8 protein-coding genes and 1 tRNA gene are annotated in these 11,712 nt (G+C 68.8%); 6 read left to right on the top strand and 3 right to left on the bottom strand.

The window, feature by feature from the left end:
* Nucleotides 1-116 precede the first annotated feature (116 nt).
* Together RGD00_RS10150 and RGD00_RS10145 are read left to right on the top strand one after the other, a co-directional pair.
* Nucleotides 117-1,583, top strand: a complete 1,467-nt coding sequence (locus RGD00_RS10150; RefSeq protein ID WP_310457210.1) for a leucyl aminopeptidase — start codon at nt 117-119, stop codon at nt 1,581-1,583.
* Nucleotides 1,584-1,588: 5 nt separating this feature from the next.
* Entirely contained in the window at nt 1,589-2,047 is a 459-nt protein-coding gene (locus RGD00_RS10145) for a DNA polymerase III subunit chi (RefSeq protein ID WP_310457209.1), read from the top strand.
* Nucleotides 2,048-2,218: 171 nt separating this feature from the next.
* Here the strand turns inward: RGD00_RS10145 and RGD00_RS10140 are convergent, their stop codons facing one another.
* Together RGD00_RS10140 and gyrA are read right to left on the bottom strand one after the other, a co-directional pair.
* The gene (locus RGD00_RS10140) at nt 2,219-2,800 is read right to left on the bottom strand and encodes a retropepsin-like aspartic protease family protein (protein ID WP_310457208.1); all 582 of its coding nucleotides are present in this window, start codon (nt 2,798-2,800) and stop codon (nt 2,219-2,221) included.
* A 141-nt stretch (nt 2,801-2,941) separates the two neighbouring features.
* Nucleotides 2,942-5,707, bottom strand: coding sequence for a DNA gyrase subunit A (gene gyrA, locus RGD00_RS10135; protein ID WP_310457207.1), 2,766 nt, complete (start codon nt 5,705-5,707; stop codon nt 2,942-2,944).
* Between the two features lie 205 nt (nt 5,708-5,912).
* Between gyrA and RGD00_RS10130 the strand changes: the two genes are divergently transcribed.
* Complete coding sequence (locus RGD00_RS10130; protein ID WP_310457206.1) at nt 5,913-6,188, top strand: usg protein; 276 nt, start codon at nt 5,913-5,915, stop codon at nt 6,186-6,188.
* A 38-nt stretch (nt 6,189-6,226) separates the two neighbouring features.
* Here the strand turns inward: RGD00_RS10130 and RGD00_RS10125 are convergent, their stop codons facing one another.
* On the bottom strand, nt 6,227-6,706 hold the full coding sequence (locus tag RGD00_RS10125) for a disulfide bond formation protein B (protein ID WP_310457205.1): 480 nt from the start codon (nt 6,704-6,706) through the stop codon (nt 6,227-6,229).
* 152 nt (nt 6,707-6,858) lie between these two features.
* Here RGD00_RS10125 and RGD00_RS10120 point away from each other — a divergent pair.
* The 3 genes from RGD00_RS10120 to RGD00_RS10110 all read left to right on the top strand — a co-directional run bounded on the left by RGD00_RS10120 (nt 6,859) and on the right by RGD00_RS10110 (nt 11,655).
* Nucleotides 6,859-6,942 (top strand) — tRNA-Leu (locus RGD00_RS10120).
* Between the two features lie 799 nt (nt 6,943-7,741).
* Nucleotides 7,742-9,601 (top strand): Hint domain-containing protein, encoded by a 1,860-nt coding sequence (locus RGD00_RS10115; protein WP_310457204.1) that lies wholly within the window; start codon nt 7,742-7,744, stop codon nt 9,599-9,601.
* 245 nt (nt 9,602-9,846) lie between these two features.
* Nucleotides 9,847-11,655: a Hint domain-containing protein gene (locus RGD00_RS10110; RefSeq protein ID WP_310457203.1), complete on the top strand. Its 1,809-nt coding sequence runs from the start codon at nt 9,847-9,849 to the stop codon at nt 11,653-11,655.
* Nucleotides 11,656-11,712: the final 57 nt, after the last annotated feature.

The raw sequence follows: 11,712 nt of genomic DNA, 5'->3' as shown, positions 1-11,712 counted from the left end.
CCCTAGACCAAATATCCGGGCGGGAAAACTGCCATCTGGTCATCGCGCGGGGCGGCGGCTAACCTCCGCCCCGGCGCCGGCCCGGTGCCGCACGGCCCTTTCCAGCGGAGACACAGATGACCCATCCCGTCGCGATCCATTTCAAGGCCCCCGACCTGACCCAGCTTCCCGACCTGCCCGGACGGCTGGTGGTGCTGGTCGGCGCGGACGGCAGGATGGGGATGGGCGCGCGGGCGGTGAACCGGCTGACGCGCGGCGCGCTGGCGCGGTTCGCGGGCTCGCCCGCCTTCGCGCGGCTGAAACCGGCAGAGGCGGCGGACCTTGCCTTTCCGGCCGGGCTTGCCTGCGAGGCGGTGCAGGTGGTCAGGATCGACCGCACCGCCGATGCCGCGACCGCGCGGCGCGCCGGCGGCGCCATCGGCGCGAAACTGACCGAGGCGGGGGCCTGCGTGCTGGCCGACGGGCTCGTGCGGGCGGCGGATCTGTCCTTCGGGATCGCGCTGCGCGCCTATGCCTTCACCGCACACAAGACCGGCGAGACGAAGACCCCCGGCCCCGTCACGCTGATGGTGCGCGAACCCGAATCCGTCGCCGCCGCCGCGCAGCCCATGGCGGCGCTGGCCGAAGGCGTGTTCTTCACCCGCGATCTGGTGAGCGAACCGGCCAACGTGCTGACCACCCACGATTTCGCCGCCCGGCTGGCGGCGATGGGGGAACTGGGCCTCGATGTCGAGATCCTCGAGGAAGAAGACATGATGCGCCTCGGCATGCAGGCGATGCTGGCCGTGGGGCAGGGGTCGGAAAGCCCCTCCAAGCTGGTGGTCATGCGCTGGCGGGGCGGCGGGGACGAACCGCCGCTGGCGCTGGTCGGCAAGGGGGTGGTGTTCGACACGGGCGGCATTTCCATCAAGCCCGCCGCGGGCATGGAAGAGATGACGATGGACATGGGCGGCGCGGGCGTCGTCGCCGGGGTGATGCGGACGCTGGCGCTGCGCAAGGCGCGGGCGAATGTCGTCGGCGTCGTGGGTCTGGTGGAAAACATGCCCGACGGGCGCGCGCAACGCCCCGGCGACATCGTGAAGTCGATGAAGGGCGACACGATCGAGGTCATCAACACCGACGCCGAGGGCCGGCTCGTGCTGGCCGATGTGCTCTGGTACACGCAGGACCGCTTCGCCCCTTCGGGCGTGATCGACCTCGCGACGCTGACCGGGGCGATCATCATCGCGCTCGGCAACGACAACACGGGCGTGTTTTCCAACGACGACGCCTTCTGCAACGCCTTCCTGCGCGCGGCGGCGGCAGAGGCCGAGGGCGCCTGGCGCATGCCGCTGGCCGAAAGCTATGACGCCAAGCTCAAGTCCGATCTCGCCGACATGAAGAACGTGGGCGGGCGCGAAGCGGGGTCCATCACCGCGGCGCAGTTCCTGCAACGCTTCGTCAAGCCCGGGACGCCCTGGATCCACCTCGACATCGCGGGCACGACGCTGGCCAAGGCCGACGGGCCGCTCGCGCCGAAGGGGGCGACGGGGTGGGGGGTGCGCGCGCTCGACCGGCTGATCCGCGACCGCTACGAGGGCTAGGGCGCTTGGGCACCGCGATGTTCTACCACCTGACGCGCTCGGCCCCCGAGGCGCTTTTGCCGCAGCTGATCGGGCGGGCGCAGGGGGCGGGATGGCGCGTGGCGGTGCGCGGGCGCGACCGGGCGCGGCTGGAATGGCTGGACGAACGGCTGTGGCTGGTGCCCGAGGACGGGTTCCTGCCCCATGGCATCGCGGGCGGGCCGCATGATGCCGACCAGCCGGTGCTGCTGACCGACCGGGCCGACATCCCCAACGGCGCCGCCTGCCTGATCGCGCTCGATGGCGCCGAGGTGGGGGCGGCAGAGGCGGCGGCGCTGGAACGGGTCTGCATCCTCTTCGACGCCGCCGACCCCGCGGCGCTGGCCACCGCGCGCGACCAGTGGCGCACCCTGACCGGCGCCGGGATCAAGGCGCAATACTGGTCCGAGGAAAGCGGCCGGTGGGAGAAGAAGACCGAACGCTAGGCCCGGCGGAACGGGCAGGGCCGGGGGCCAGCCCCCGGACCCCCGGGATATTTGGGGACAGAAAGGTGAACGGTTTCGATAAGCGCCCTTGCAGCTTCATCTTTTCATAAATACTCCGGGGTCCGGGGCAGCGCCCCGGCGCCGCGCTTTCCCCCGGCACTGCCCCCCGGGTCAGCGCGTCAGCACCAGCCGGCCCGCCGCGATTTCGATCCGGCTGAAACGGTTCAGGTAATCCATCCCCAGAAGCGACATGCCGAGCGGGCCGTCGCCCACCGAGGCGGCGATGCGGCCCTCGGGGAAGCCGTCCAGCGTCACTTCGTCGAGCCGCACCCGCGCGGTGCGGATCACGCCGTTCGCCGTCTGTGCCCGGCCGGTGAAGACCAGCGTTTCCGGGTCGATCCCGAGCCGGCGCGCGTCGCGGTCCGACAGCACCACCTCGGTCGCGCCGGTATCGACCATGAAGCGTACGGGCGTGCCGGCGATGTGCAGGGTCAGGTAATAGTGGCCGTCCGGGGCGCGGGGCAGTTCGATCTGCGTGCCCGCCTCCATCACCGACTGGCGCGGGGCGACCTGGGTGCGGATGTCGGACCAGAGCCCATAGGCCGCGACCACCCCCAGGAACAGAAGCCCCCAGGCCAGCAACTGCCGCAACGCCGCGCCGATCCGTCCGCGGTGTTCCACCACCAGCCAGCCGCCCACCGCCACCAGCAGCAGCCCCAGATAGACCAGCCGCCCGAATTCCCATTCGCCCATCGCCGTCCTCCTGCCGCTTGCATATGGGGGCGGGGGCGGTGCGATCACAGGGGGCCCCGCCCGCGGCCGGAGAAGCGGGGCCGCCCCGCCGGTTCACGCCCGGCTGTCCGCCGGGCCGGGGGGGCGTGCGGGGCGGGGGGCTCAGCCCTCCGCGCCCGTTTCGCCGCCCGCGTCGGTGTCGGGGGCTGCGTCTTCCTCGGCCTGTTCGGCGATGCGGGCGACCGAGGCGACTTCCTCGCCCGAGCCGTTGAGGTCGAGCACCTTCACCCCGCCCCCCGTGCGGCCGAGGAAGCGGATGCCCTCGACCGGCACGCGGATCGACTGGCCGGAGCTTGTCACCAGCATCACCTGGTCGCCGGTCTCGATCGGGAAGGCCGCGACCAGCGGGCCGCCGCGCATCGCGGCGTCGGTGGCGCGCACGCCCTGGCCGCCGCGGCCCGTCACGCGGTAGTCGTGGCTCGACGTGATCTTGCCGAGGCCCCCGGCGCTGATGGTCAGGATCAGGTCTTCGGCGGCGGACATTTCGGCATAGCGTTCGGGCGACAGCTGCCCGGCCTCGATGCCGTCATCCTCGTCGCCCTCGGTGGCGTCGTCCAGCGATCCCGCGACAAGGCGGCGCTGTTTGAGATAGGCCGCGCGTTCCTCTGGCGTCGCGTCGAAATGGCGGATCACCGCCATCGAGACCACGCGGTCGTCGCCCGCCAGCCGCACCCCGCGCACGCCGGTGGAATCGCGGCCCTTGAACACGCGCACATCGGTGGTGGCAAAGCGGATCGCCCGGCCCTGCGCCGTGACCAGCAGCACGTCGTCGCCCTCGTCCGCGATGCGGGCGTTCACGAGGCTGACGCCCTCGGGCAGTTTCATCGCGATCTTGCCGTTGCGCTTGATCCCGGTGAAATCCGACAGCGCGTTGCGGCGCACGTCGCCGTCCGAGGTGGCAAAGACGATCTGGAGATCGTCCCATTCGGTTTCCGGCACGTCCACCGGCATCAGCGCGGCGATGGAAATGCCGGGCTCGATCGGCAGGATGTTGACGATGGCCTTGCCCTTGGCGGTACGGCCCGCCAGCGGCAGGCGCCAGCATTTCATCTGATAGGCCATGCCGTCGGTGGTGAAGAACAAAAGCGCGGTGTGGGTATTGGCCACGAACAGAGTGGTGACGACATCGTCCTCTTTCGTCGCCATGGACGACAGGCCCTTGCCGCCGCGCCGCTGCGACCGGAATTCGGCCAGCGGCGTGCGCTTGATGTAGCCGCCCGAGGTGATGGTGACCACCATGTCCTCGCGCTCGATCAGGTCCTCGTCGTCCAGGTCGCCGCCCCAGTCCACGATTTCCGTCCGGCGGGGAACGGCGAACTGGTCCTTCACCTCGCGCAGTTCGGCAGAGATGATGGCCATGATCCGGTCGCGCGAACCGAGGATGGCGAGGAAATCCTTGATCTTCGCGGCGAGGTCTTCCAGTTCGTCGGTGACTTCCTTGACGCCCATCTGGGTCAGGCGCTGCAACCGCAGTTCCAGAATGGCGCGGGCCTGGGTTTCCGACAGGTTGTAGGTGCCGTCGGCGTTCATCGTATGCGACGGGTCGTCGATCAGCTTGATGTAATCGGCGATGTCGGCGGCGGGCCAGCGGCGGGTCATCAGCCGTTCGCGCGCCTCTGCCGGGTCGGCGGAGGACCGGATGGTCGCCACCACCTCGTCCACGTTCGACACCGCGACCGCCAGACCGCACAGAAGATGCGCCCGTTCGCGCGCCTTGCGCAGTTCATAGGCGGTGCGGCGGGCCACCACCTCTTCGCGGAAGGTGACGAAATGGGCAAGGAAATCGCGCAGCGTCAGCTGTTCCGGCCGGCCGCCGTTCAGCGCCAGCATGTTGCAGCCGAAGCTGACCTGCATGGGCGAGAAGCGGTAAAGCTGGTTCAGCACCACATCCGGCGTCGCGTCGCGCTTGAGTTCGATCACCACGCGCACGCCGATGCGGTCGGATTCGTCGGCGACCCCGGCGATGCCCTCGATCCGCTTTTCGCGCACCATTTCGGCGATCTTCTCGATCATCGCGGCCTTGTTCACCTGATAGGGAACCTCGTCCACGATGATGGCGAAACGGTCCTTGCGGATTTCCTCGATCCGGGTTTTCGCGCGGATGATGACGGAACCGCGACCCTCCAGATAGGCCTTGCGCGCGCCGGACCGGCCGAGGATCACGCCGCCGGTCGGAAAGTCGGGGGCGGGGATGTATTCCATCAGCCGTTCGGTCGACAGGTCGGGGTTCTCGATCAGCGCCAGCGTGGCGTCCACGACCTCGCCCAGGTTGTGGGGCGGGATGTTGGTCGCCATCCCCACCGCGATCCCGCCCGCGCCGTTGACCAGCATGTTCGGGAACCGCGCCGGCAGCACCGTGGGCTCGCGGTCCTTGCCGTCGTAGTTATCCTGGAAGTCGACGGTGTCCTTTTCGATGTCCGCCATCAGGAAGGCGGCGGGCTTGTCCATCCGCACTTCGGTATAGCGCATCGCCGCCGCGGCATCGCCGTCCATCGAGCCGAAGTTGCCCTGACCGTCCAGCAGCTTGAGGCTCATGGAAAAGGGCTGCGCCATCCGCACCAGCGCGTTGTAGATCGCGCTGTCGCCGTGGGGGTGGTATTTCCCCATCGTGTCGCCCACGGGCCGCGCCGACTTGCGGTAGGACTTGTCGTGCGTGTTGCCGGATTCGTGCATCGCGTAGAGGATCCGCCGGTGCACGGGCTTGAGCCCGTCGCGCAGGTCGGGGATCGCGCGCGACACGATCACGCTCATCGCGTAGTCCAGATAGGCGGTCTTCATTTCCTCGGCGATCGACACCTGGGGCCCGTGATGGGCCGGGCGTTCGGGGATTTCCTGAGGGTTGTCAGTGTCTTCCGGGCGATCGTTCACGAGGGTTCCGCTTTCTGTCGGGGGCATGTCCTGCCCCGGAGATGGGTTGGCCGGGTTATAGCGCATCCGCTTTGCCCGGTGCAATGGCCGGGGGAAAGGCGGCTATGAGCAGCCATCACGGATGAGTGACAACACACTGTTTTCATTGATAATTAACAGGGCCGTGGCATCATGGGTCGATAAGCCAGGAAAACTGGAGGACATGATGACACAGGCACAGAGCGAAACCGAACTGATGCTGAAGGGCTACGGGCTGACCACGGCGGAATTCTTCTACCGCCTGCCGGACTACCGCCATGTGCTCAACAGCTTCGTCTGGCAGGACTACGATCTGGCCCCGGATCACCCGCGGCTCTTCCGCTTCATCGAATACTGGCAGAAGAACATCGAGGGGCCGCTGCATTCCGTCCGCTTCACCCACCGCAAGCTGATCGGGCCGGGGGAATGGCGCAATGTGGTGGGCGAGTTCACGCTGCACTAGGGTTGGCCGGCCTTCGGCGGCCGGAGCGATGGGGCGCCCTACGCGCGCCGCCGCGCCGCCGCCACCCAGACGGCGACCAGCGCCAGCGACAGGATCATGTTCCACGACGCCATCGACAGGGTCAGGAACTCGAACGCCACCTCGTCGCAGCGCACGGGGGCGGCCACCGGGACCGTGGGGTCCAGCAGCGCCTGGGGCGAAAGCGCGGTGACGCCCGGGCCGCCCGAACAGCTTTCCAGCCCCTTCCACCAGCCGCGTTCGACCCCGGTGTGGAACAGCCCGATTCCGGCCGTCGCCAGCGCCGCCAGCGCGCCGAGCCAAGGCAGGAGCCGCCCCGCACCGCCGCGGGGCAGGGCGAGCGCCAGCGCCCCGATCAGCACCGCCGCCAGATGCGGCCAGCGTTGCCACAGGCACAGCACGCAGGGATAAAGGCCGAAGCCGTATTGCGACACCAGCGCGCCGGCCAGCAGCAACGCCGATCCGCCCGCCGCGATCACGATCAACATGCTGCGCGTCATCGCCCGCCCTTTCCGCCATCCGCCGCCACCCTTGCGCATCGCGCCGGGCGGACTCAACCCCCCTCTCACCCCCCCTGCGTTCACCATCGCGTGCCGCCGCGCCGCCGAGCGCGATTGACGCCGCACCCGCCCGCCGCTAAGCACGGCTCCGGGCCCGAGTGGCGGAATGGTAGACGCAGGGGATTCAAAATCCTCCGCCGCAAGGCTTGCGAGTTCGAGTCTCGCCTCGGGCACCACCCAAAGGGGGCGTATCTGCCACGCTCCCACCTCCCCGCCACCTTTCCGTCATATTGCGTTCTTCACACGTTCAGGTTGTGCCCGCTCGCGCGCAGGATGTCGAATGTGGCGAAACGGGGGCAATTGTGGCGCGGGCGATTCGGGCCCCGCGGGACGAAACGGCCCGGAATGTTTCACAAATCCCGCCGCGGTGGCGCCATTGGTGCGCCCGGGGCAACATCGCCACATTTCGGCCATGATGGGGTCGCAGGTTTTTCGCTGCCCGGGGCGAAATGCGGCAAGATGGTTGATTGTCGCCGATCCGGCGACAGGAACCGCCGCAACCCGGCGAAAATCGGCGCTTTCCGCCGCGAACAGCCCTCATCCGTTGCGCAGAGGGAAACGGAGACCCCTCGCCGCTGCCCCCGGATCGGCACAAACCTGCCCCGGAACGGGCCCGAGTTTGACACCTCTTCGCCTTTTTTGCTTCCCCGCAAGGCTAACGGCGGATAAATGATAACTGTCTTGCTGGGTAAGACACATGGCCGTGGGGGCGGCCGTTCGGAAGTGATGCGCCGCAAGGCGCAAAGTGGTGTCGCGTATCGCCTTCGCGCTTGCCCGTGACGCATCCGCCAACGGATGCGGCCTCAGGGGTATTGCCGCACTGCCGGGATGCGACCCGCGCGCTTCGGAACGGTTTGGTCGAGTGTGCGCCTGGCCCGCGGGTCTGGCGCAGTCTGCCGGTGCCTGTCCGGGCGCCGACGGATCTGTGGGTCGGACTTGGGGGCAGGCGCGCCCCGGAATTTGAAGGAATTGAAGATGGCGGTGCTGGGCCTTTACGATTTCAACGACACCGATACGACGGCCCGCGACTCGGCGCTCGACAACGGGGCGCAGAACGGGGTCTACCTGAACGGCGCGACGGCCTCGAACGGCGATCTCCTGCTCGACGGGATCGACGATTACGTCCGCATCGACCCGTCCGACGACTTCCAGCTTTCCCGCGGGCAGATCGACATCAAGTTCAGCCAGGCCGCCCATGTCGGCACCGGCCCCAACACCGTATTGTCGCGCGACGTCGCGGGCGACGTGCCGGGCGGTTTCCGCATCGAGGTGCTGGCCGACGGTTCGGTCCGCGCGCTGCACGAAACCGGCAGCGGGACCGAGACGTTCAGCACCGCCGCGGGCTTCTTCGCCACGGGCGATCTGGTGCGCGTGCGCTATTCTTGGGATCAGAATGGCGCCGGCGGCTATTACACCGTGGTCAACATGACCACCGGCACCGACTATATCGCCCGCGTGCCCGATACGCTGAGCATGGACCAGGGCGACCTCAACGCCCCCTGGATCATCGGCGCCGGCAGCGGCAACCAGCAGCCCGGCGACACCGGCGGGATCGACCAGCATTTCCAGGGCATGGTCCGCTATTTCCAGGTCTCCGACGAACTGAACCCCGGCAGCGGCAGCGACGGGATCGTCTGGGGCACCGACGGGGGCGACCTGATCGACACCGCCTATACCGGCGACAACGACGGCGACATGATCGACGCCGGCGACGCGATCCTGCCCGGCTTCGACCCGGACGGCGACTATGTGCGCGCCGGCGCCGGCGACGATACCGTCCTTGCCGGCGAGGGCCATGACCTGGTGTTCGGCGGCGACGGCAACGACCTGATCCATGGCGGCGAGGGCGGGGACCGGCTGTCGGGCGACCGCGGCGACGACACCATCCACGGCGATGGCGGCAACGACCATATCGAGGGCGATTCCGGCGACGACGTGCTCTATGGCGGCGATGGCCACGACCGCATCTATGGCGGCGTGGGCAACGACACGATCTACGGCGGCGCGGGGCTCGACCGGCTTTACGGCGGCGACGACCGCGACACCTTCTTCGCCGGGGCGGGCGATGTCGTGCGCGGCGGTTCGGGCGGCGACGATTACGACACGCTCGACCTGCGCGGGCAGGGGACCTTCCGCATCGTCGATCGCACCACCGACAGCGACGGCAACGGCTGGGACGGACGGGTGGAATTCCTGGACGGCGACGGCCGGGTCACGGGCGAACTGACGTTCAGCAATATCGAGAACATCGTTCCCTGCTTCACCCCCGGCACGCTGATCGCCACGCCCAAGGGCGAGCGCCCGGTCGAGGATCTGCGCCCCGGCGACAAGATCATCACCCGCGACAACGGCATCCAGGAAATCCGCTGGACCGGCCGCAAGGACATGGACTGGAAGGCGCTGGCCGCGAACCCGCATCTGAAGCCCGTACTGATCCGCCAGGGCAGCCTGGGCCATGGCCTGCCGGAACGCGACATGCTGGTCAGCCCCAACCACCGCATCCTGGTGGCGAACGACCGCACCTCGCTTTATTTCGACGAGCATGAGGTGCTGGTGGCCGCCAAGCATCTGGTGGGCGAGGGTGTGAACAACATCGAAAGCATGGGCACCAGCTATATCCACTTCATGTGCGACCGGCACGAGGTGGTGCTGTCCAACGGCGCCTGGACGGAAACCTTCCAGCCCGGCGACTACACGCTCAAGGGCATGGGCAACGCGCAGCGCAACGAGATCTTCGAACTGTTCCCGGAACTCAAGACCGAACAGGGCAAGAACGATTACGTCGCCGCGCGCAAGACGCTCAAGCGGCACGAGGCGCGGCTTCTGGTGAAGTAGGCGGTGGCAGTCCTTCCGTAGCAGTCCTTCCGTAACGATAACGCTGGTTATGCAGCACGCCCGGGGCCAGCCCCCGGGCGAACGGCGGGGGCCCTTCCGGCCCCCGCCGCCTTGCATTTGACGAAATCTTTCATCTTTTTCGCCCAATCCGACCACCGCGCCGCCGTTTTCCGGCACCACAAGCGGCCTGACGGCCCTGTCTGCACAGGGCTGCCCCGACCTGTGGTTTACGAGTGGAGGCCGCCATGCCGACCTATACGGGCAACGGATTGAGCAACAGCCTGACCGGCAGCAGCTCCAGCGACGTGATGTATGGCGGGGGCGGGAACGACACGCTGCGCGGTCAGGGCGGGCACGATTCGCTCTACGGCGGGACGGGCGCCGATGTGCTTTACGGCGGGGACGGCAACGACACCCTTTTCGGCGAGGACGGCAACGATTCGCTTCTGGGCGATGCGGGCGACGACCAGCTGTTCGGCGGTGCGGGCAACGACACGCTTACCGGCGGCGACGGCAGCGATACGCTCGCGGGCGGGGCGGGGGCCGACCGGCTCGACGGCGGCGCGGGCATGGACTATGCCGACTACAGCGCCTCGGGCGCGGGGGTGAACGTCAACCTGACCACCGGCAGCGGGTCGGGCGGGGACGCGCAGGGCGACACCTATGCCGGCATGGACGGGGTGATCGGGTCGGCCCACAACGACACGATCATCGGTTTCGACAACTACAGCCTCACCGGGTCGGACATCTATACCAACCACCTCTACGGCGGGGGCGGGAACGATTACATCGACGGGCGCGACGGCCCCGACCAGCTTTACGGCGGGACCGGCAACGACACGCTGATCGGCGGCCTGGGCGACGATTCGCTCTATGGCGGGGATGGCCAGGACAGCATCGAGGGCGGCGCCGGTGCGGATCTGATCCATGGCGAGGCGGGCAACGACACGATCCTCGGCGGCGACGGCAACGACAGCATCCTGGGCGGTGCGGGGGCCGACCGGCTCTTCGGCGACGCCGGGAACGACACGATCCTCGGCGGCGACGATGGCGACCATATCGAGGGCGGCGCGGGGGCGGACCGCATCTTCGGCGATGCCGGCAACGACACCCTCTATGGCGACGACGGCAACGACAGCATCGAGGGCGGCACCGGCGACGATGTGCTCTACGGCGGGGCGGGCAACGACACGCTTCTGGGCGGGGCGGGGCGCGATACCCTGCGCGGCGGCGCGGGGGCGGATGCGCTTTATGGCGGCGACGACGACGATCTGTTCATCATCGACACCGCCGCCGACAGCATCGGCGACACGATCTTCGGCGGCGCCGGGATCGACGCGCTCGACCTGTCCGGCGCGGGGCCGCTGCGGGTGGTACGCGATCCGGGCGATCCCTCGAACGGCGTGGTGCAGTTCCTGGATGCCAACCGCCAGGTCATCGGCACGCTGAGTTTTTCCAGCATCGACACCGTTGTCCCCTGTTTCACCCCCGGCACGCTGATCGCCACGCCGGGCGGCCTGCGGGCGGTGGAAACGCTGGCGCCGGGGGATCTGGTGGAAACGCTGGACCGCGGGCCGCAGGTGCTGCGCTGGATCGGGCGGCGCGATCTGGGGGCGGCCGATCTGCTGGCCGCGCCGCATCTGGCGCCGGTGCGGATCGCGGCCGGGGCGCTCGGCCCCGGGCTGCCGGCGCAGGATCTGGTGGTCTCGCCCCAGCACCGGGTGATGGTCGCGGGCGCGCGGGCGGAACTGCTGTTCGGCGAGGACGAGGTTCTGGTCGCCGCCACCCATCTGGCGGGCCGGCCGGGCATCGCGCGGGTCACGGCGGGGCCGGTGAGCTATATCCACCTGCTGTTCGACGGGCACGAGATCGTGTCGTCGAACGGGCTCTGGACCGAAAGCTTCCAGCCCGGGGGGCAGGTGCTGGACGGCATGGACCGCGCGGCGCGGGACGAGATCCTGACGCTGTTCCCCGAACTGGCGCAAGGCGGCACCTTTCCGGCAGCGCGGCGCACCCTGCGCGCGCGCGAGGCGCGGGTGCTGCTGGCGGCGTGAAGGGGATATCCAGCCTTCCGGCCTGTCTGGCGAAGGCGCGTGCCTTCGCCACATCCC

This window comes from Ruixingdingia sedimenti (assembly GCF_031432425.1).
Classification (GTDB): Bacteria; Pseudomonadota; Alphaproteobacteria; order Rhodobacterales; family Rhodobacteraceae; genus Ruixingdingia; species Ruixingdingia sedimenti.
The sequence above is the reverse complement of the archived record's forward strand: the minus strand, read 5'-3'. Positions and strand labels throughout refer to the sequence as shown.

Bases quoted from the DNA above. Each gene is read 5' to 3' on its own strand.
- RGD00_RS10150 (WP_310457210.1), top strand. From the start codon at position 117: ATGACCCATCCCGTCGCGATCCATTTCAAGGCCCCCGACCTGACCCAG.
- RGD00_RS10140 (WP_310457208.1), bottom strand. From the start codon at position 2,800: ATGGGCGAATGGGAATTCGGGCGGCTGGTCTATCTGGGGCTGCTGCTG.
- RGD00_RS10130 (WP_310457206.1), top strand. From the start codon at position 5,913: ATGACACAGGCACAGAGCGAAACCGAACTGATGCTGAAGGGCTACGGG.
- RGD00_RS10125 (WP_310457205.1), bottom strand. From the start codon at position 6,706: ATGACGCGCAGCATGTTGATCGTGATCGCGGCGGGCGGATCGGCGTTG.
- RGD00_RS10115 (WP_310457204.1), top strand. From the start codon at position 7,742: ATGGCGGTGCTGGGCCTTTACGATTTCAACGACACCGATACGACGGCC.
- RGD00_RS10110 (WP_310457203.1), top strand. From the start codon at position 9,847: ATGCCGACCTATACGGGCAACGGATTGAGCAACAGCCTGACCGGCAGC.